24 protein-coding genes are annotated in these 20,802 nt (G+C 42.8%); 6 read left to right on the forward strand and 18 right to left on the reverse strand.

All coding sequences use genetic code 11. The annotated features are described in order from the left end of the window. Positions 1-23: 23 nt before the first annotated feature. Both GFC30_RS14945 and ytrI read left to right on the forward strand, forming a co-directional pair. Complete coding sequence (locus tag GFC30_RS14945) at positions 24-365, forward strand: sporulation membrane protein YtrH (RefSeq protein WP_066327642.1); 342 nt, start codon at positions 24-26, stop codon at positions 363-365. After that, positions 362-868 (forward strand): sporulation membrane protein YtrI, encoded by a 507-nt coding sequence (ytrI, locus tag GFC30_RS14950; RefSeq protein WP_066327643.1) that lies wholly within the window; start codon positions 362-364, stop codon positions 866-868. The genes GFC30_RS14945 and ytrI overlap by 4 nt, the downstream gene beginning before the upstream one ends. Before the next feature lie 160 nt (positions 869-1,028). On the opposite strand, the gene GFC30_RS14955 is transcribed toward ytrI, so the two are convergent. Beyond that, the gene (locus tag GFC30_RS14955) at positions 1,029-2,360 is read right to left on the reverse strand and encodes an IS4 family transposase (RefSeq protein WP_066323422.1); all 1,332 of its coding nucleotides are present in this window, start codon (positions 2,358-2,360) and stop codon (positions 1,029-1,031) included. A gap of 110 nt (positions 2,361-2,470) precedes the next feature. Further along, positions 2,471-3,418: a DHH family phosphoesterase gene (locus tag GFC30_RS14960; protein ID WP_066327644.1), complete on the reverse strand. Its 948-nt coding sequence runs from the start codon at positions 3,416-3,418 to the stop codon at positions 2,471-2,473. A gap of 92 nt (positions 3,419-3,510) precedes the next feature. Between GFC30_RS14960 and GFC30_RS14965 the strand changes: the two genes are divergently transcribed. Next, positions 3,511-3,822, forward strand: coding sequence for a YtpI family protein (locus GFC30_RS14965; protein ID WP_066328003.1), 312 nt, complete (start codon positions 3,511-3,513; stop codon positions 3,820-3,822). A gap of 13 nt (positions 3,823-3,835) precedes the next feature. Here the strand turns inward: GFC30_RS14965 and GFC30_RS14970 are convergent, their stop codons facing one another. The 3 genes from GFC30_RS14970 to GFC30_RS14980 form a co-directional block, all read right to left on the reverse strand. Then, a complete protein-coding gene (locus GFC30_RS14970; protein WP_066327645.1) occupies positions 3,836-5,152 on the reverse strand; it encodes a CBS domain-containing protein in 1,317 nt (438 codons plus the stop codon). A 109-nt stretch (positions 5,153-5,261) separates the two neighbouring features. Next, entirely contained in the window at positions 5,262-6,479 is a 1,218-nt protein-coding gene (locus GFC30_RS14975) for an RNA-guided endonuclease InsQ/TnpB family protein (RefSeq protein WP_066327646.1), read from the reverse strand. A gap of 318 nt (positions 6,480-6,797) precedes the next feature. Then, positions 6,798-7,478 (reverse strand): metal-dependent hydrolase, encoded by a 681-nt coding sequence (locus GFC30_RS14980; RefSeq protein ID WP_066327647.1) that lies wholly within the window; start codon positions 7,476-7,478, stop codon positions 6,798-6,800. A gap of 134 nt (positions 7,479-7,612) precedes the next feature. Between GFC30_RS14980 and GFC30_RS14985 the strand changes: the two genes are divergently transcribed. Beyond that, positions 7,613-8,707, forward strand: a complete 1,095-nt coding sequence (locus GFC30_RS14985) for a M24 family metallopeptidase (RefSeq protein WP_066327649.1) — start codon at positions 7,613-7,615, stop codon at positions 8,705-8,707. 29 nt (positions 8,708-8,736) lie between these two features. Here GFC30_RS14985 and GFC30_RS14990 read toward each other — a convergent pair whose 3' ends face one another. After that, positions 8,737-9,495 carry an SDR family oxidoreductase gene (locus tag GFC30_RS14990; protein WP_066327651.1) on the reverse strand — a complete coding sequence of 253 codons (759 nt, stop codon included), beginning with the start codon at positions 9,493-9,495 and terminating at the stop codon, positions 8,737-8,739. A gap of 118 nt (positions 9,496-9,613) precedes the next feature. Beyond that, entirely contained in the window at positions 9,614-9,763 is a 150-nt protein-coding gene (locus GFC30_RS17275) for a hypothetical protein (protein WP_169807019.1), read from the reverse strand. Between the two features lie 111 nt (positions 9,764-9,874). Here GFC30_RS17275 and GFC30_RS14995 point away from each other — a divergent pair, with 111 nt between their 5' ends. Next, positions 9,875-10,318 (forward strand): universal stress protein, encoded by a 444-nt coding sequence (locus GFC30_RS14995; protein WP_066327653.1) that lies wholly within the window; start codon positions 9,875-9,877, stop codon positions 10,316-10,318. Between the two features lie 238 nt (positions 10,319-10,556). Here GFC30_RS14995 and argH read toward each other — a convergent pair whose 3' ends face one another. Together argH and GFC30_RS15005 are read right to left on the reverse strand one after the other, a co-directional pair. After that, a complete protein-coding gene (gene argH / locus GFC30_RS15000) occupies positions 10,557-11,936 on the reverse strand; it encodes an argininosuccinate lyase (RefSeq protein WP_066327655.1) in 1,380 nt (459 codons plus the stop codon). Next, positions 11,933-13,141 carry an argininosuccinate synthase gene (locus GFC30_RS15005; protein WP_066327657.1) on the reverse strand — a complete coding sequence of 403 codons (1,209 nt, stop codon included), beginning with the start codon at positions 13,139-13,141 and terminating at the stop codon, positions 11,933-11,935. The genes argH and GFC30_RS15005 overlap by 4 nt, the downstream gene beginning before the upstream one ends. A gap of 194 nt (positions 13,142-13,335) precedes the next feature. On the opposite strand from GFC30_RS15005, the gene GFC30_RS15010 reads away from it, so the two are divergent. Beyond that, positions 13,336-13,641 (forward strand): hypothetical protein, encoded by a 306-nt coding sequence (locus GFC30_RS15010; protein ID WP_066327659.1) that lies wholly within the window; start codon positions 13,336-13,338, stop codon positions 13,639-13,641. 26 nt (positions 13,642-13,667) lie between these two features. Here GFC30_RS15010 and GFC30_RS15015 read toward each other — a convergent pair whose 3' ends face one another. The 9 genes from GFC30_RS15015 to sppA form a co-directional block, all read right to left on the reverse strand. Further along, positions 13,668-14,180, reverse strand: coding sequence for a MogA/MoaB family molybdenum cofactor biosynthesis protein (locus tag GFC30_RS15015; protein WP_066327661.1), 513 nt, complete (start codon positions 14,178-14,180; stop codon positions 13,668-13,670). Positions 14,181-14,198: 18 nt separating this feature from the next. Continuing rightward, positions 14,199-14,645 (reverse strand): YcxB family protein, encoded by a 447-nt coding sequence (locus GFC30_RS15020; RefSeq protein WP_066327669.1) that lies wholly within the window; start codon positions 14,643-14,645, stop codon positions 14,199-14,201. A gap of 337 nt (positions 14,646-14,982) precedes the next feature. Then, entirely contained in the window at positions 14,983-16,173 is a 1,191-nt protein-coding gene (locus tag GFC30_RS15025) for an acetate kinase (RefSeq protein WP_066327672.1), read from the reverse strand. 220 nt (positions 16,174-16,393) lie between these two features. After that, a complete protein-coding gene (locus GFC30_RS15030) occupies positions 16,394-17,383 on the reverse strand; it encodes a class I SAM-dependent methyltransferase (RefSeq protein WP_066327674.1) in 990 nt (329 codons plus the stop codon). 119 nt (positions 17,384-17,502) lie between these two features. After that, positions 17,503-18,003: a thiol peroxidase gene (gene tpx / locus GFC30_RS15035; RefSeq protein ID WP_066327676.1), complete on the reverse strand. Its 501-nt coding sequence runs from the start codon at positions 18,001-18,003 to the stop codon at positions 17,503-17,505. Between the two features lie 74 nt (positions 18,004-18,077). Beyond that, complete coding sequence (ytfJ, locus tag GFC30_RS15040) at positions 18,078-18,524, reverse strand: GerW family sporulation protein (RefSeq protein WP_066327678.1); 447 nt, start codon at positions 18,522-18,524, stop codon at positions 18,078-18,080. Between the two features lie 11 nt (positions 18,525-18,535). Beyond that, complete coding sequence (locus GFC30_RS15045; protein ID WP_238583589.1) at positions 18,536-19,198, reverse strand: DUF2953 domain-containing protein; 663 nt, start codon at positions 19,196-19,198, stop codon at positions 18,536-18,538. Between the two features lie 73 nt (positions 19,199-19,271). Continuing rightward, positions 19,272-19,736 carry an RDD family protein gene (locus GFC30_RS15050; RefSeq protein WP_066327682.1) on the reverse strand — a complete coding sequence of 155 codons (465 nt, stop codon included), beginning with the start codon at positions 19,734-19,736 and terminating at the stop codon, positions 19,272-19,274. A gap of 11 nt (positions 19,737-19,747) precedes the next feature. Beyond that, positions 19,748-20,752, reverse strand: a complete 1,005-nt coding sequence (gene sppA / locus GFC30_RS15055) for a signal peptide peptidase SppA (RefSeq protein WP_066327683.1) — start codon at positions 20,750-20,752, stop codon at positions 19,748-19,750. Positions 20,753-20,802 lie beyond the last annotated feature (50 nt).

The raw sequence follows: 20,802 nt of genomic DNA on the forward strand, positions 1-20,802 counted from the left end.
ATCAATGAAAGGAATGGACAACGATGGAGATGAAGCTATCATTTTTCCCTGCACTAGTACAAAGTTATTTTCTTGCTCTAGGAGTATTATTAGGTGGAGCGATTATTGGTGGGATTGGCGCATTTTTAATGGGGCAACCTCCTCTTACATCGATGTATCGGTTTGCGCTTGATTTAAAAATTTGGGCGGTGGTTTCAGCGATTGGCGGAACATTCGATACGTTTTATACCGTTGACCGCGGCTTATTTTCTGGCGAAACACGCGATTTAGTGAAACAAATTTTTCTTATTCTTTCAGCGATTGGCGGGGCACAAACCGGTGTGACGATTATTACATGGCTTACACAGGAGCACATTTCCTCATGAGAATTCCACCATATTATCACGAACGAACGTGGCAACGTTTTTTCGCCGGAGCCGCCATCGGAGCGGTGATTAGCTGGGTTGTATTCCTTTATTTATTCGGCGCCCTGCAAGAGAAACAGACTCGACGAATTGCCGAGTTAGAAGATAAAATTGTCGATTTGCAAAACGATATTCGCATTTGGCAAGAAGACTACGTAAAATTGAACAAAGCGAACAAAAAGAAGCTTACCGTACAAGAAATTCGTGTCCATCTTACAAATGCCGAGCAATACAAGCTTGACTCGTATACAACATTTCATATTGAAGAAAGCGTGAAAGAAGATATTTCGCATTTAATCGCAAAAGATATGGAAACCGTTTACCAAAGTAAAGAGCTGTTAAAAAAGGCGATTGAAAACAAAACGTATACGATGAACGAGCAAACATATCGTTTAGAAGTGACCGAACTTTTTTTGTTTACGACTTTGTCGATAGAAGTGAAATTAAAACTCGTCAATAACTAAAAAGGGGGCAAAAGCCCATACCCGTCAAGTTTAGTGTTAGGCATCGTTGTATCCATACGCAACGTTTGTAATCATGGGCTGAAGAAAAAGAATACCACATTTTTTAGGCATGCCAAATAACCCTCTTTAAGAGGGTTATTTGGCACTTTTATGAATAAAATTAATAAATATCCAATTTCATCAAGAGATCCAATGCCGTTTCTTTCCCTTTCCTTCGATCCTTTCTTCCATGTTTTCTCAATAGAAGGAGGAGAGAAGAAAGGCTGATTTCCTCCTTCGATAGGCGCAAAAGCAGTTGTTGCCAATAGGATTGGAGAACATCTAGTGCTTTCCGTTCACTGATTTGAATCCCTTCTTTTTGTTGCCAATACGTTCGAGCTTGAAACAGAAAGGTCTGGGTGACCAAAATGGCAATCAACGTCCCATATATATGGCATTCGAACCGTTCTTTCTTCATCTTTTTGACTTTCGCCAGATCAAAGACGGACTTCCACGCTTTAAACAACAGTTCAATTTGCCACCGCAAGGAATAAAGCTCATAAACCTGTTGCCCATCAAACGACTCTTGTGGTAAATTAGTCAGTAAGATGTGGTATTTCTTTTGTTCGAGGGTTTGGCGTGCCAGCGCCTTCCCTTTTCTTTTTTCCTTTTTTCGCACATACGCCATCCGTTTTTGCCATTCTTCTTCCGTCAGACGTCGAAAAATCAAGCGCGGGATATACAAACGCTCATGCCCGATGTATACATGTTCCATTTCTACGGATTCCCCTTCCTCTAATTGATTCCCAAGAGATTCCCAATCCCATTCCTTCCACCGGCTATTCTCTTTGATATACACTTTCATATCGGAACGGAGCCGAGTAATATAATACGCTCCGTGGGCGTCGATCTCGGCCAGTGCGGCAACGGAGAAAAAGCCTAAATCCCGAATACATAGGTCATTCGGCAAAATCGTGTGCTGGGCATGATAGGCAAAACGGGCGTCCGAGTCATTAGCCGATTGAACACATAGTTGAAGACAGGCACCAGACAACAAGTCATATTCAAACTGAATTTTTGCTCCTGATGAGACGGAACCTCGGTAGTCCTCCCCATAGTCGGCAGGAACCAAAAAACTGGTCGAGTCCAAAATCCGCAAGCGAGTAAAACACGTCCGGTAGGTTTGGATGGTGGACCAAAGCAATGGGCGTTGTCGCTGGAGGAGAAGGAAAAACACTTCTCGCAAAAACGCCACGGCTCTCTCGGTAAACCGCTGATTCAATCCTTCACTGGACAGGGAACAGTCATGGCGGAGTGTGAGAGACGTACATAACCGTTGGAGCGATTGTTGAGCCAGTGAGCCATCTCCCCATGCACAAAGAGTCAAAAATGCTTCTGCCGTTAATGCTCGTTTTCGCTGAATAAATCCCGTTTCTTGAGCAAGATGAGTCAATGTCTCAGGCGAGAAAAGTTGACGGATGGTTTTTATCCATGCTTGCATTTGATTTTCCATAGAAAAAATCCTTTCTAACGAAGAGTATTCGCTAGAAAGGATACCATGTTTTTAACGGTGTACAAAGGCCCAATTTCTTAACTTGATGGCTATGGGGCAAAAGCCCCCTTTTAGCTTGTGCGGCACGCTGCTTCTAAATCAGCAATCACTTGGTCAGCTTCGCCCCATGAGTCAATCGTGGCACCAGCGGCAAATGGATGACCTCCACCGCGGTATTTTTTCGCCACTTCATTGACGATGACTCCTTTAGAACGCAGCCGCACGCGGATGTCTTTTTCTTCTTCAATGAAAAATACCCATGCGCGGATTCCTTCGATATCCCCTAGCAGACTAACAAGCTGTGATGCTTCCGAAGGTGTCACACAATATTGTTCAAGCAGCGATTTCGGTATTTTCACAAACGCCACTCCTGAATCGGAAAGTTCAAAATTTTGCAGCACATACCCGCTTAAATGGGCAACGTTCACCGGTGTACGATACAGTTCGTTGTATAGCTCGGTCATCGAGAACCCATATTGGATTAGCTCGCTTGCATATTGAAACGTTTTTGCACTCGTTCTTGAGAAAAGAAAGCGGCCAGTATCGCCAACAATGCCGGCGTAAATGAGGCGCGCTGCTTCTTTCGTCATCACTAACCCTTGGCCTTTTCCAGCTAAATAAAACTCATAAATCATTTCGCTTGTCGAGCTGGCATTTGTATCCACCCATACGATATCCCCGTACGGATCTTCGTTTGGATGATGGTCAATTTTAATGAGCTTTTGGCCAAGGCGATAACGCCCATCGCAAATTCGTTCTTCGTTCGCTGTATCGCATACGATGACGAGCGCCTGTGCGTAAACAGCGTCGTCAATTTGATCTAGCCGTCTTAAAAAATGCAGCGTTGGTTCTTCTTTTCCGACAGTATAAATCTTTTTCTCCGGAAACGAAGCTTTTAAAATTTCTGCTAGTCCTCCTTGTGAACCGTATGCATCCGGATCGGGACGCACATGGCGGTGAATGATGACCGTATCAAATTGCCGGATCATCTCTAAAATAGCAAGTGCCTGTTCTTTCATCGCAACTTCTCCTCTTTAATTACGATAGTTTTCTTTCATTATAAGGGAAAACCATGTACAATGGTAGAGAAAGAAAAGATGGAGGGAACGTTATGCCAGTATTCGTTATTCTTATTGTTTTTTCGCTTTCGTTTTATGTTTATTATAAAATTAAATATTTTCGAAGCCGTCGTCCCGCAGAACGCCGCTGGATTTCTGCAAAAGCGAGCATGGCACTCGGCTCATTCGTCTTTTTCTTTGGCGTAAACCAATTTTTTCTTTATTCCTCGACCGTAACATATCTCGTCGGCACGATTTTTTTGTTGATCGGCGGCGGAAGTGCATGGGCTGGCTACCGTGCCTATAAATATTATTTGCCGCTTGTCATCGAAGAGGCAGAACAACTAGCAAAAAACGGGGGATAATCCCCCGTTTCGCCTATCGGTCCATCAACTGGCACATCATCATTGCTTTGCCGACGACCGCCCCTTCGTGATACACTTCCACATCGACCTTCCCGAACTTCCGACCAATTTCGAGCAGCCTAGCTTTAATATCGATCGTGCTATCGATTTGTACCGGCTTAATAAAATAAATTGTAATATTTTCCATCACTAAATCTCCGCGTTTATAAAGGCGCAATGCCCGCGTTGCTGCTTCCGTTACAATCGTGGTGAATACACCGTACGACAGCGTCCCTAAATAATTCGTCATTTGCGGTGTAACCGTGCAGCGAAAGACGTTTTCCGTTTTCGAATGCGGATCTACTTCACGGAATTGGCTTGTAATAATGTCGTCAATCGTTTCACCGACTTGCGGTTGCCGCTGAATCATTTGCAACGCCTTCAACACATCTTGACGGCTAATAATGCCTTGCAGACGATTATGATCATCGACGACCGGCAACAGTTCAATCCCTTCCCATACCATCATATGTGAAGCGGAAGCAACCGATGTTTTACCGTTAACGGTGATCGGATGCTTCGTCATCACTTTTTCAATCGGAAGTTGCCGATCGCAATCTAACACGTCTTTTGACGTGACCATTCCTTGTACTTTCAATTGCTGATCGACGACTGGGAAGCGGCTATGTTTCGTTTCGCGATTCAACTGATACCACTTTTCCACTACATCTGTCGTTTGCAAATACACCGTTTTTTCGAGTGGAATCAAAATGTCTTCGACAAGTACAATTTCTTTTTTAATCAATTGGTCGTAAATCGCCCGATTAATCATCGTGGCGACAGTAAACGTATCGTAGCTCGTTGAAATAATCGGTAATTGTAATTCATCCGCTAATTTTTTTACATGATCCGCCGTATCAAAACCGCCAGTAATTAAAACAGCCGCTCCGGCTTCTAACGCAAGTTGGTGCGCTTTCGTCCGGTTGCCGACAATGAGTAAATCGCCTGCACCTGTATAGCGCATCATCGCTTCAAGCTGCATTGCGCCGATGACAAAGCGGTTTAACGTTTTATAAAGCCCTTCCCGTCCGCCTAACACTTGACCGTCAACGATATTAACGACTTCAGCGTACGTCAGCTTCTCAATATTTTCTTTCTTTTTCCGTTCAATACGAATCGTACCGACGCGCTCGATTGTACTGACATACCCTTTGTTTTCTGCATCTTTAATCGCGCGGTATGCCGTTCCTTCGCTCACGCCCATTTCTTTTGCGATTTGCCGGACGGAAATTTTTTCTCCAACTGGCAAGCTATCAATATATTGCAAAATTTGTTCGTGTTTTGTCGCCAAATGTCTTCACCCTTTGTCCAATGTCTACTTCCTATTAGGTTACCAATTTTACTAAAATCACCAAATAACGACAAAGATTTTAATAAAATTGTTTATCCGTCCATGCAGATTACGCTACAAGTACCCGGATTGGGTGTAACCCCACACCCTCTATCCCATTGGCAAACGCCTTTGGGAATACTTTTCTCATGATGTTGTATGCGCCGTTGACATCTGCGTTGATAAGCATTCCATTTGCGGATTGAAACAACCCTCGCTTGATGCGCGTTCCTTTGTACTGTTTTTGTTTCTTGATTTCTTCCATGTCTAAAAAACTGCATTTGGATGTATAGCTTTCTTCTGTTACGATGACGCGGATACCATGCTGTTCTGCTTTGTACCGCAATTGATGAATAAACGTTTGATACGGAATGTGTACAAACGATTGATTCGTACGCTTTCCAAGATTCACCTCACGTTTCCAATCTTTATTCATCCCTACAACAATTGTATCACAGTCCAAAGACAACGCGTGTTTGATAACAAAGCGACTGGCTTGGTGCATAAAGTTTTCAACGATGTGATTTCGCTTTTCCGTTATCTTGCTCATTCGCTTTGTCCAATCTAAGCGATTCATTTGTTTCACCACTTTGCGGTAATGGCTTATTTGTTTGTTATAGTATTGATTGACGGATTTTAGACCTTTACCATCGATAGCGATCGGTTTTGCACCTACATTGTTGACAATGGTTGCGAAGTTATCTAATCCTAAATCAATACTTATATACCTGCCATTGTCTTTCTTTCCAGATGGAACGCTAATTTTATATACCACTTCTACAACGATGTGCTGATGTTTTGGAATGAAACGAACTTGTTGTAGTTTTCCTACTATTTTTGTTTTGAGCTGAAACCCTTGAAAACATTCAGGGAACACTACATGATTGTCTTTTATTTTGCATGATTGATTCGTTAGCACAAGCACATATCGCCCATCTTTTCTTACATATTTCGGTGGCTTCGGTCTGCCTGTATATTTTTCTTTATTCTTTGCCCTATCTTTCATTGATTTGAAAAACGACTTCCAGTTTTGATGCAGCATTCTTAACGTCTGTTGTGCACATTGAGCAAGCGGCATCGCCCGATAGTCTGCGTCCATTCCTTCTGTTTTGATTAGTTTGTCTAGTTTGTTATAGGAAAGATAGGTACCATCTTTAAAAAACAACTGGCGGACATGATAATTCGCGAAATTGTAAAGATTTTTCGAGCGAAAACAAAACTCATCGAGCATATGAAAATACGGATGGCTCGGTTTGATGATATATTTTTCAACCCTTGTGGCATCCACTCTACATTCCCCTCACTTTCTTGTGCATATTTTACAAGAGTATGTCTGCAGATTGGAATGGATACAAATCCTTCTTTTTCACAGAGATTTATCTTTATTTATAATATACTGCGCAAATTATATATATCCAAGGAAAAGTATGAACATAAACCATCTCCGCATTCTCTTAAAAAAGCCTCTAAACAAGAGGGTAACGATAGATTTGCTTCAAGATGGCTTTTTTATTAAAAAATGATAACATTTTTTATTGATTTAATTTTTTCTTTACTATAGCAATTTTCTTTCTTATCTTTAGAAAAAAGAGCCACGAAGGCTCTTTTATAGTTCGATGCTTTCGCCCGGACGCAATACTTTTCCGACGCCATCTTTCAACATCGAAACAAACTGCTCCGGATCTTGCTTAATGACCGGGAACGTATTGTAGTGAATCGGCACCACCGTTTTGGCCCGCAACCATTCCGCAGCTAATGCTGCATCTTCCGATCCCATTGTAAAGTTGTCACCAATCGGCAAAAAGGCAACATCAATCTCATTTCGCTCTCCGATTAGTTTCATATCGGAAAATAGTGCGGTATCGCCTGCATGATAAATCGTCTTTCCTTCTGCGGTAAATAAAATTCCGCACGGCATACCTGTATAAATGATTTGTTTATTTTCATCAATATAGCTCGAGCCGTGGAACGCTTGCGTCAATTTCACTTTTCCAAACTCAAATTGATGCGCCCCACCAATATGCATTGGATGTACATTGACCCCTTGCCAGCTTAAATACGTCGCCAGCTCAAACGGCGCAACGACGAGAGCGTTGTTGCGCAACGCGAGCGGCACCGTATCGCCAACATGGTCGCCATGTCCGTGCGTCAATAAAATGACATCGGCTTTTACTTTTTCTGCGGTTAAGTCAGTCAGTTCGTTTCCTGTAATGAACGGGTCGATAAAAACCGTCGTGCCGTTCGTTTGAATTTCCACAACAGAATGTCCATGATACGTCAATTTCATCTCACATCTTCTCCTTTCGCGGTTTTTCCTTAGTATGTATTTCGCACTTCTTTTTTGATTTCCTTTTTTGTTTACATTTTCTTTCGTTATTGGTACGCTCAATGATAGAATCTACATGAAAAGAAGGGGATACAGTGAATCAACGATTACGTGCTTTTTCCGAGTGGCTTCAAGAACAACATATTACCTTTGCCCTGATTACGTCCACACCAAATGTGTTTTATTTAAGCGGGTTTTATAGCGATCCACACGAACGATTGCTAGCGTTGCTCGTCTTTCCAAATGAAGAGCCGGTGCTAGTTTGTCCGCAAATGGAAGTCGAACAAGCAAAACATTCTGGCTGGGCGTATTCGCTCATTGGCTATAGCGACACCGACCATCCGTGGGAGCTGATTGCCAACTATCTAAAAAAACTTGCGCTCCCAATCGAAAAAGTGGCTGTCGAAAAAAGCCATCTTTCGCTCGAACGGTATGAACAGTTCTCTACTTATTTCCCAACCCGTGCGATGGTAAACGCCGAAGAAAAGTTGCGCCAGCTTCGCATGATAAAAGAAGAAAGCGAAATTGCTATTTTGCGTCAAGCAGCGGCGCTTGCCAATTTGGGCGTCGAAGTCGGCATACAAACAATCGCCGAAGGAAAAACGGAATTGGACATCATCGCGACGATCGAGCATGAATTGAAGAAAAAAGGCGTCCGCGAAATGTCGTTTGCGACAATGGTCTTAACCGGTGAAAAAACAGCAGCGCCACACGGTGTTCCTGGCTTAACACCTATTCAACGAGGCGATTTTGTGCTGTTTGATTTAGGCGTCGTCCTTGACGGATATTGTTCAGACATTACAAGAACGGTTGTTTTCGGAACACCAAACGAGGAACAGAAACGTATATATGAAACAGTACGAAAAGCGCAACTCGCTGCCATCGCTGCTTCTAAACCAGGGGCAGCCGTCGGAACAGTCGACCAAGCCGCAAGACAAATTATTGAAGAAGCAGGATATGGGCCGTATTTTACCCACCGTGTTGGTCACGGGTTAGGTATCGAAATTCATGAATATCCATGCATGAACGCAACGAATCCGCTACCGCTCCAACGCGGAATGGTGTTTACGATTGAACCAGGTATTTACGTTCCATCCATCGGTGGTGTGCGCATTGAAGACGATGTGCTGATTACCGATACCGGCGTCGAAGTGTTGACGAACTATCCAAAAGAACTTATCATTTTATAAGCAAGCGGCGGGGATGCCACTTGCTTTTTTTACCGGTACCGGTGAATCACGTCTAATCCACCGGTAATGTCAATGACAGCACCGGTGATCATATCCGAGTTTTCGTCACATAAAAATGCGATCACTCGCGCAATATCTTCCCCTGTTCCAGAGCGTCCGATCGGCGTCATCTCGTCCTTTTTCTTTCTTGATTGAGCAATCGTCGCTTCTTTCATCTCCCCTAAAATATTGCCAGGGCAAATCATATTGGCCGTAATCCCATATTCTGCCTCTTCCACTGCAATTGTTTTCGTCAATGAAACTAATCCGACTTTTGCCGCACTGAATGCTGCGCGATGCAACCAGCCCGGTGCGCTCGCTGCCCCTTGAAATCCGTATGTAATAATGCGACCGAACCGTTGTTTTCGCATAATCGGAATTGTTTTTTTAAATAGATGAAAGACTGCGCTTAAATTCCCCTCAATCATTTCATACCATTCATCTTCGGTATATTCCACAAGTTTTTTCCTTTCAAAAATGTAGGGACCGGCGTTGTTAATTAAACAATCAATGCGACCGAATCGCTCAAGCGCTTGATCGACAAGCGCATGCAAGTCTTCTTTTTTTGTCACATCCCCTTTAACAAATTGCAGCCTTTCGGATAGATGCACATATTGTTCTTTCAGCGACTGCACTGCTAATTCATCGCTTCGATAGTTAACGGTGACAGAATAGCCTTTCTCCAGCAATAACTCCGTCACTTTTCGACCTAATCCTTTCGCACCCGCTGTGATGAGGGCATGTCTCACCAAAACTCCTCCCCATGAACAATCTCTCTCTTTACTTTACTACAAATGTAACCAAAAAGACACGTGCAGCGCACTCATGATAAAACCATCACGGTAGAAGACTACCGTGATGGTTTACTTATTCTCCTGCCTCTCGGCGTGGATGGTAATATCCTTCCTCTTGCTCGATGACGCCACTTTGGTACGCATTCATAATTTGCTCGCTAATTGCTTGTACCGCCTCTTCATCATCATATAGAGACTGTCTTACATCGGGCTCTCTTTTCACACTTCCCACCTCTTTTCATAAAAATGTAACGATATCTATAGTTTTACTTGTCCACTGCATGTTATACTTATATTAAAGTTAGCATTTCTATCCAAAAGGGGAGTGGGAAACATGTCAATGACGTACAAAACGATTGTAGTAGCCGTCGATGGCTCAAAAGAAGCAGAGTGGGCGTTTAAAAAAGCGATTGAAATCGCAAAACGAAATGACGCTGCGCTCATTTTAACCCACATCATTGATGTACGCGCACTCGCAGCTGTAGAAATGCATGATCGGGTCGTCATCGAACGCTCGGAGCAGTATGCAAAAGAATTGCTAGAAAACTATCAAAAACAAGCAGTGGAATCAGGGGTAAAAGAAGTTAGTGTAGAAATCGAATTTGGTTCACCAAAAGTGAAAATTGCCAAAGATATCGCTCCACAACATCATGCGGATTTAATTGTTTGCGGCGCTACGGGATTGAACGCTGTAGAACGGTTGTTAATTGGAAGCGTTTCCGAACATATTACTCGCTATGCCAAATGTGACGTGCTAGTCGTCCGAACTGAAAAATAAGAAAAGCACAAAGCGCCCACCTATCGGCGAAGAGCGCACAAGCTCCACCGAGGAGGCTCAGCCCAAGCAAAGCTTGGGCTTGCGTGGGATATTTCAAAGAAGCGAACTCCGTGTGTCGCCGCCGAAAGAAGGGGCGGAGCGCATCACACCAATGGCGCTTCAAGCTAGACAATTCTCTGCCTAATTGCAAAATGCTATACTTTCTTACCTTATAAGAAAAAAACACTCCGTAACACGTTTACGGAGTGTTCATTGTTTTGTTCGCCTTTTCGATCGCCGTCCGCACTTCCGCAAAGCCGGTTCCCCCTGCGCTATTGCGGCGGTTCACTGCAGTATACGGGTCGAGCGCTTCGTAAATGTCTTCCTCAAATAAGGCAGAAGCTTGCTTGTATTCAGAAAGCGGCAAATCCGCTAAAAAGATGCCTTTTTCAATGCATGTTAACACAAGTTTACCGACGATTTCATGCGCTTCGCGGAACGGAACGCCTTTTTTCGCTAAATAGTCCGCTAGTTCCGTCGCGTTCGAAAAGTCTTGTTTGACTGCCTTTTTCATGACTTCTGTACGAACTTCCATTGTCGCAATCATGCCCGCAAAAATTTTTAACGAACCGGTTACCGTTTTTACGGTATCAAACATGCCTTCTTTGTCTTCTTGCATATCTTTGTTATACGCCAATGGCGTTCCTTTCATGACTGTTAATAAGCCAACTAAGTTTCCATACACTCGCCCGGTTTTTCCACGAATGAGTTCGGCCATGTCGGGATTTTTCTTTTGGGGCATAATGCTACTTCCTGTCGCAAACGCATCGTCGATTTCGATGAATTGAAATTCTTGGCTTGACCAAAGAATTAACTCTTCGCAAAAACGCGACAAATGCATCATCAAAAGCGAACTGTTGCTTAAAAATTCAATGATAAAATCGCGGTCGCTAACCGCATCGATGCTGTTTTCGTAAATGCCGTCAAACCCGAGCAGCTCGGCGGTGTATTGGCGGTCGATCGGAAATGTCGTGCCGGCAAGCGCTCCAGCGCCAAGCGGCGATTTGTTAATGCGCTTTAGCGATTCCGTAAATCGCTCACGGTCACGTTCAAACATCCAAAAATACGCTAGCAAATGATGGGCAAATGACACAGGCTGCGCCCGTTGCAAATGCGTATATCCTGGAATGAGCGTTTCGACGTGCGCTTCTGCTTTTTCCACCAACACTTGTTGTAATTCCCGAATCAATTCAATAATTTCATGAACGCGCTTGCGCAAATATAAGTGCATATCGGTCGCTACTTGGTCGTTGCGGCTTCGTCCAGTATGCAATTTTCCGCCAACTGGACCTATTTCATCGATTAACATTTTTTCAATGTTTAAATGAATATCTTCGTAAGCAACAGAAAACTCAAGCTTTCCTTGCTTTGCTTTATCTAACAGCGACAGCAAGCCGGATCTAATTTTTTCCGCATCATCGCTCGGCAAAATGCCGCACTTTCCGAGCATCGTCACATGGGCGATGCTTCCTTCGATATCTTCTTCGACTAACTCTTGGTCGAATGGAATCGATGCGCCAAACTCATCGACCCATTCTTCCGCTGTTTTCGTAAACCGTCCGCCCCAAAGTTTCTTCACACGGTCACCTTCTTTTGATTGTTCACGATGCTGTATACTTTCGTCGGCAAGCCGAATAAGGAAATAAAGCCGACAGCTGCTTGATGGTCGAACTCGTCTTCCGATGTGTAGGTGGCGAGTTTTTCGTCATATAATGAAAACTCGGATTTCCGCCCTTCGATAATTGCATGACCTTTAAATAACTTCACCCGCACAACGCCAGTGACATTTTTTTGCGTTTCTTTTAAGAACGCAAGAAGCGCATCTTTTAATGGCGAAAACCATAACCCGTTATAAATGACTTCCGCCAATTTTTGCTCGATGAGCGGCTTAAAGTGCGCGACTTCTTTGACGAGCGTTAAATCTTCTAATTCTTTATGCGCTTTAATGAGCGTAATCGCTCCTGGACATTCGTACACTTCGCGCGATTTAATACCGACAAGGCGGTTTTCGACATGGTCGATGCGCCCGACCCCATGTTTGCCGGCAAGCGCGTTTAACTCTAAAATAAGCGACGCAAGGGAATATTCTTTGCCGTTTAACGTTTTTGGCACTCCTTGTTCAAAGCCAATTTCAATAATGTCTGGCACGTCTGGTGTCTGTTCAAGCGCCGCTGTTAATTCATACGCTTCTTCTGGCGGTGCAGCCCATGGATCTTCTAAAATCCCACATTCATTGCTGCGTCCCCATAAATTTTGGTCAATCGAAAACGGGCTATCTAAGTCGATCGGGATCGGAATGTTATGTTTTTTCGCATATTCAATTTCTTCTTCCCGCGACCAGCTCCATTCACGTACTGGTGCTACGACTTCTAAGTTCGGGTTTAACGCTTTAATCGACACTTCAAACCGAACTTGGTCGTTTCCTTTCCCTGTGCAACCGTGCGCAACTGCTACTGCCCCTTCCAACTCGGCAATTTCTACTAGCTTTTTCGCAATCAAAGGGCGTGAAAGCGCCGATACAAGTGGATATTTTCCCTCATAAAGGGTATGTGCCTGCAAAGCGACAAGCGCGTATTCATTCGCAAACTCTTCTTTCGCATCGATGACATACGATTTAATCGCACCGACAGTGAGCGCTTTTTCTTTCACAAAATCAAGATCTTTCCCTTCTCCAACATCTAAGCAGCACGCCACGACATCGTATCCTCGTTCTTGTAACCACTTAATCGCAACAGATGTATCTAAACCGCCTGAATAGGCTAGCACAATTTTTGGATTGGCCATATGTTTTCCCCTTCCTTTTCACATAAATATACTAGAAACTAAATAATTATTCATTTATTACAATATTACTTTATCAGCTTTTATTGTCTTTTTCAATAGTTATTCATCAAAAAGTATAAAAATACTATTTGAATTCGTTGGTCTTTTCCTTATTTTTTTGTAAAATAAACAGTAAGAAAGTGAGGGGGGAAACCGTGTTTGTATATGATGAACGGCTTGGGATTCGATTGCCGGCGCTTGAAAGAGCGTGGGAAGAATATAGCGAGAAGGAACAGTACGATATTTTGTTAGAGTGGGAAAAAATCCGCGGAGCAATTCCCGACAGGATCGCCGAACTCGAGCAAACGATCAATCAAAAGCAAGCGGAATTGAGCGACGAAAGCGACTTTTCTCGCTCGTGCCGGCTGAACTCAGAAATCGCGGAGTTGGCTTCAATCATTAATGATTTATGGATTTGGTACCGGCTTAATCAAACTGTCTCTGCCAGATTGCATCAATAAAGGCGGCTTGAGCAACTAGCCGCCTTTTACAAATCTTTGCGAATTTCGCGAATGACGTGGCGCAATTCTGGCAAAATGAGTTTCGTCATCGCTAATCTTACCGCCCCGGTCGAACCAGGCGTCGAAAAGATTGCGGTGTTATTCGCAACGCCAGCAATCGCACGCGATAGCATCGCCGCAGAGCCGATGTCTTCTGTGTAGCTAATCATGCGAAACAGCTCGCCAAACCCAACAATTTCTTTTTCGATGATTTCTTTAACCGTTTCAATCGTCACGTCCCGTTTGGCAATTCCTGTGCCACCGTTTGTGAGTACGGCATCGACTTCCGGTTGTTCGCAGCCGCGCATGACCGCAAAATGAATAGCTTCTTTTTCGTCTTTGACAATTTCGTATGCTACTACTTCATGCCCCGCTTCTTTTAAAAGTTGCATCATTAATTGGCCGCTTTTATCCGTTTCTTTTGTTCGTGTATCACTAACCGTCACTACTTTACAGCGAATAACGCGCGGTGCTTCCTTTTTATGCTCGTTGACACTCATTTATATCTATCCTCCGTTCTATCTCGAAAACATATTGCTTAAAATGCCAATGATGATTAAAGTCACAAGCGTAAAAAAGATGATTTTTGGAAATGTTTTACGCTTTTTTGGTTTTGGAGAAGATGATATAAGGCTATGAAATTGTTCCAACAAAAAACGGTCAGAGAAACTTTTTTCAAGTATCACATGCGCTTCGTTTCTTCCCAAAAATAAATAGTAGTAACCTTTTATTTTTTTTATTCCCTTAATGGCTGTCCAAGCATATTGATGCTGGGATGAAGAAGATTCGACATAAACCCCTTCTTCAGAGATTGAGTAGATTTTAGGTTCACGATAAACATGGTTTTCTTTTTTAGATTGCAAAACAATCGAAATCACTAGTCCAATTAAAGAGATGGCCGGCAGGAAAGTAACGAAAAGAGCAGAATGCCATCCACTTGCCACCAAAGCATATAGTCCGACCACTAAACTAACAATCCCTATTCCAACAAGTTATGGATATGAAATCCACATAAAAAGTAAATTGGCGATCACAAAATCTTTTTGTGATAGTTCTACCTTGATTTTAATTTCCTGTTTATGTAATTCATTTCTGTTTTCCACATCTTTTCCTCCTCATTCACCAAAGTTTTTTCCTATTATACCATATCGCTACATCTTATTTAATTCCCTCCCTTCATTAGGATTGAGCCCGTTCACTAGTCGTTTCTTTCTAAAATAAAAAAAGCAACCTTTTCATATCCATTTCAGAATATGGAAAAAGTTGCTTTAGCAAGTTTTGGTTATAAATTTTAAAAAATCCTTACAACCCTGCCAATCTTATCGTATCGCGGGCGATCATGACCTCTTCATTCGTCGGGATCACTAATACTTTCACCGGTGAATGTGGGTAACTGATGAACGCTTCTTTGCCACGCACTTTATTTAATGCTGGGTCCCAGTAGACGCCCATGAATTCTAGGCCGCGCAATACTTTTGCCCGCACGACGTCGCTATTTTCGCCAATTCCCGCCGTGAAAATAATCGCGTCGACCCCACACATGCGCGCTGCATATGAACCAATATATTTATGAATGCGGTTCGCAAACACTTCAAGCGCCAATTCCGCCCGTTCGTTTCCTTCCGACGCTGCTTTTTCAATGTCACGCAAATCGCTCGAAAAACCGGAAATGCCAAGCATACCGCTTTTCTTATTCAAAACATCAATCACTTCTTCTGCCGTTTTTCCCGTTTTCTCCATAATGTATGGGATTAGCGCCGGGTCGATATTACCGGAACGTGTTCCCATCGCTACCCCTGCTAATGGCGTAAAGCCCATCGACGTATCAATCGATTTTCCGCCTTCTACTGCCGCAATGCTCGCTCCATTCCCAAGATGGCACGAAATAAGGCGCAATTGCTCAATCGGCCGCCCTAGCAACTCCGCGGCGCGCTGCGTCACGTATTTATGCGATGTCCCGTGGAAGCCGTATTTCCGAATGCCAAATTTTGTGTAATATTCATACGGAAGGCTATATAAAAATGACTGTTCTGGCATCGTCTGATGGAACGCCGTATCAAATACCCCAACCGCTGGCACGTTTGGCAACACTTCTTTAAACGCTTTAATGCCGACAATATTCGCTGGATTGTGTAACGGTGCAAGTTCCGATAATTCTTCAATCTCTTTTAGCACCTCATCGGTGATCAGAACGGAATCACTAAACTTCTCGCCGCCATGAACGACGCGGTGACCGATTCCGTCGATTTCTGCAAACGACTGAATAATGCCAAAACGAATTAATTTATCTAGCAGCATTTTCACCGCAACCGCATGGTCCGGAATCGCTGTTACTTCTTGCACTTTTTCTCCGTTCACAACAATCGTAAAAATCGCATCGTCAAAGCCGATTCTCTCGACAATTCCTTTCGTTAACACTGTCTCACTCGGCATCTCAAACAGCTGAAATTTCAGCGACGAGCTGCCCGCGTTAATTGCCATAATTTTTGCCATATAAAAACAACTCCTTTAAAGCGCTTCTCCATTAGTATTCCAAATCCGACAATCCTTTTTCATTTTACGCATGATTTTCTTTTGTTTTCAAGCACTTCACGAAATTGTAACCGATTGCACGGAATATGTTTTTATATTCACAAAATTCGAATCAAAAAAACTCTCTTTCTGTTCGCAAAAATCGCTTTCAAATTAGATTAATAAGCGAAAAGAGCCCTTGTTAGAGCTCTTTCTTTTCTTCAGCAAACCATTCGTCGATTTTATGCATCATCGCCGTCATCGCTTGTTTATTGGAAAACTTCGGAAGTTCAATAAGCAGCGCTTTTTTCGGCGCTTTCACTCGGTCGCCTTTTTTTTGTAAAATAAAAATACTTTTCGCTGCGTGTTCGTTTTTAAACATTGAAAGTGGGAGTTGCAGCAATCCTTGAATGATGGTATGTTCTTTTAAAAACGCATGAAGCTGTGGTGCTTGATCGCTCGTAAATAGCGAGTTTGGAATGATGAAAAACAAATAGCCACCTTCTTTTGTATAATGTACGCTTTGCTCGATAAACAAATGGTGCGCGTACGAATGCCCGCTTTCCGCTCTAAGCACAAACCGAGATGCGTTGTCATCGTTCGGATAATATCCAACCGGCAAGTCGCAAATCAAGACATCAGCATGATCAACAAATATCGGCTGCAAGCTATCTTGGTTAAAAAAGTGGACTGGGTGCTTTTGCAAGTTCGCATTTACGTACGCTAATTTCATTAATAAATCATCGACATCGACACCGTAGCTTCTCACTTGTTTATTTGACAAATGATTGAGAACAGCGGTTAATAAATTGGCGGTACCAACTGCTGGGTCAAGTACTGTTAGCGCAAAATAGGCAGCAGTAAATTTATTCACTAAATAACTCATAAACAAGCTAACGGCATCAGGTGTCATTTGATGGTGCGGTTGCGTATGTTCCTTCATCCCTTTTAACACCGCCAGCTGAAACGCCTTACGAATTTCTTCATTCGTAAAACGATCGAGTGAAATTTGCGTATATTGTTGTTTGAGTCGCCGTTGGTTTAGCTCGCTGACCTCTTCTTGCAACACATCACCATGAAAAACGTTCTCACCTGTTTCCGCCACCGCTTCTAAATAGGTACAGTGCAGTTCTTCTTGTAAAATGAGTGCGGTTTGGTCAAATAACGTAAATAATCGTTCAATCGGTGTCATCTTTTTTCCCCTTTCACATTGTCCAATCTTTTATTGTATGGGCTTCCGCTACGATTTTCAACAAGAAAAGACCTCGATTCATTCGAGGTCTTTTCTTCTAGCTGTGAGAGGCACCTTTGTTATTTCGCCGCTTTTGCCGCTTCAATCGCTGCTTCATAATTCGGATGGTTCGTTGCCTCCGGAACGTATTCGACATAAGTGACGGTGTCGTTGCTGTCGATGACAAAAACGGCACGAGCAAGCAAGCGTAATTCTTTCATTAAGACACCGTACGCTTGACCAAACGAAACGTCACGATGGTCAGAAAGCATTTGCACATTCTCGATTCCAGCTGCTCCACACCAACGTTTTTGTGCAAACGGCAAGTCAACGCTAACCGTCAACACTTTCACGTTATCAAGCTTTGCTACTTCTTCGTTAAACCGGCGTGTTTGGGTATCGCATACGCCCGTATCGATGGACGGAACGACACTAATTAAGCGAACAAAGCCTTTCGTATCGGCAAGCGTTACTTCCGATAAATCGTTCGCCAATACTTTGAAGTCCGGCGCTTTGTCGCCTACTTTTACTTCATTCCCGACTAATGTCACTGGATTCCCTTTGAACGTTACATTGGCCATTGAAAATTCCTCCCATAAAAAATATGTATAGGGTAATCATACCGGGAACGAAAAAAATTTTCAACGATTTTGCCTTAGATTAAATTCCCTAAATCATCTTTCGGATGTGTCTGCTCTTCTTTATTTTTCTTTAACATTGCTTGGATTTTCTCGACCACTTGTGGGGCAAAATCTAAAATTTTTTCGTATAAATGCGTGTTTTCGTCAAGATGCAATAGCTTCACTCCGGAAGAGTTGACGACTAAAAACGCAATCGGAGTAATGGATACTCCGCCGCCGGAACCGCCACCAAATGGATGTTCACTGCTCGCTTGGCCGTTTAGCGTGTTCCCGTTTTGTTTTCCGTCCAACATAAACTCGCTTCCACCTGCCGCAAAACCGAAACCTACTTTTGAGACCGTCAAAATGACACTGCCGTCTGGCGTTTCAACTGGATCGCCAATAATTGTATTTACATCAATCATTTGCTTTAAATTTTCCATGGCAGTTGTCATTAACCCTTGAATTGGATGATTGCTCATAGCGAAACCTCCTAATAACTTTCATTTGCTTGATGGTTGAACGTTTCTTTTTTCCACCGATTTCCGCGCCAATATTTGATTATTCTTATTGCTGCTACTATAGCATGCCCGATACGAAAATGAATCATACATACAAATTTTGTTTCAGACACTGCTTGTTGGAACGAAGGAGTAATCGAAAGCAATGGTTTTGTTTTTAATCTCATATATTTGCTTATTATTGCTACAACTCCATATTTTAGCGACCAGCCCATTCCAACCACTAGTCCCGTCTTTGCAGCATCACCTGTTCCAATTTTCGATTGCCATTCCATTTTTGTTACCGATACATGCGAAAAAAATTTTCGGGCAATGACGTGCAAGTGAACGACGTGGTGTACAAAATCTTTCGCTTCTTTGAAACTATGAACGATTTCTCGTGGATTATATTTCGAGCGTTTTGGTTCACTTTCGGAAACATTTTGAACCGTTTGCTTATGTGCCACAACAATACCCGGAGATTCCTTGTCCACTTTAATTAAGGGGATGCGAACCGTATAACGAATAAGACCAAACAGCATGCTGAACGTAATGCGGCACTCGTCATCATCTTGTGCATGTTGAAAAAAGAGAGAGATCGACAATTTCATACATAAAAAAACAACTAGTAAAATAAGAATGATGGCGACGATCACTTTCAATGTCTGCACTTCCTTTCAACATATCATTGTCACCATCTCTAAAAAAAATAAACCTGCGTTTGCAGGTTTATTCGTGAATAACAGTTGTATCAGCAATTTGATCGTGCAGCCCTTGCTTTTTCTCGGAAAAGGCGACAAAAAGAAACCCTATAAATAAAATGAACTTCGCAATGAATTTTCCGATGACTTCTCGAAACAACACCGTAACCCACGTGAATGGTTCATCGTTTATCGTCACGACTTTTAATCCAAACACCATTTTTCCAATTGTTTGCTGAAAAGATTTTGTCATTAACACGAAATAGCCATAAAAGACGACTACTGTGGCAATCGCAATCGGTGAAAACATCGTCGTTTTATCTATGGAAAGGTCAAATAGACGAAAGAGCGGATAAACGATTAGACGGTCGATGCTACCGACGACGAGCAAATCAAGTAAATATGCCCAAAATCGCATCCAAAAACCGGCATAGCGGGGTGGCTGACTTGTCGGTATATCAGCGTTGTTTTCAAACGTATACACATTTTCCATATACATCCCCCTTATTCCGCGTACAAATACATAAGCGTTGGCGATTTTGGCGTTGAAAATAGCTTTACTAGCTTCATTTCTTCTGTATCGTTTGTGGTAAGCGCTTTGGCGTTGAATAGCGAGCCAAATCCAAAGTCACTCGTATATTTGACCACTTGCGCTTTTCCTAAATGATGATCTTTTTTCATCGCCGCAATCGTATCGTCTAAATAACCAAATTCGTCAATAAGCTTTAGTTGTTTTGCTTGTCGGCCGTCATAAATGCGACCGTCGGCAATTTTACGAACTTCTCTCTCTGGCAAATGTCTTCCTTCAGAAATGACTTTGACGAAACCGTCATAAGAGTTTTGGATAAGCGATTGCAAAATGTTCCGTTCTTCTTCGGTCATTTTCCGTGCTGGATTCATAATGTCTTTATACGGACCGCTTTTAATCGTCACCATTTCTACTCCATACTTTTTCGCTAATCCTTCGTAGTTTAAGCTCTGCATAATGACACCGAGCGAGCCAGTGATCGTTTCAGGGCTAGCAAAAATTTTATCTGCTGCTGTCGAAATATAGTAACCGCCGGAAGCTGCCATCGCGCCCATCGACACATAAATCGGCTTTTTCGTTTCTTTTTTTAGTTTCATTAATTGATCATGAATTTCTGCGCTTTCGACTACCCCACCTCCTGGAGAATTGACGCGCAAGACAATGGCTTTCACTGTATCGTCGTTTTTTGCTTGTTCAATCATTTGTAAAAAATTCCGATGATTATACCCTTCTGCGGAAAAGAGCGAACTTGCTTCATCAGTGTCTTGAATGACACCATTCACTTCAAGCACGACAATTTTTTTCGATGGATCTCCGTCTTTCAGCACTTCTTCGCTAAAATTTTGATCAACTAACGCTAGCCACCCTTCGGACCATTTCCGAGCATCTTTTGTCACTAGTGAGGAAATAATGCTGACGAGCGAAGAAATGATAAATAGTGCAATAGCTACTGAGAGCGCAATCCAGCGCTTTCGATTCATGGTGATTCCCCCTTGACATTATTTCAGTTTCCAAAAATAAATGGTAAACT

The sequence above is a fragment of the Anoxybacillus amylolyticus genome (genome assembly GCF_001634285.1).
GTDB classification, from domain to species: domain Bacteria; phylum Bacillota; class Bacilli; order Bacillales; family Anoxybacillaceae; genus Anoxybacteroides; species Anoxybacteroides amylolyticum.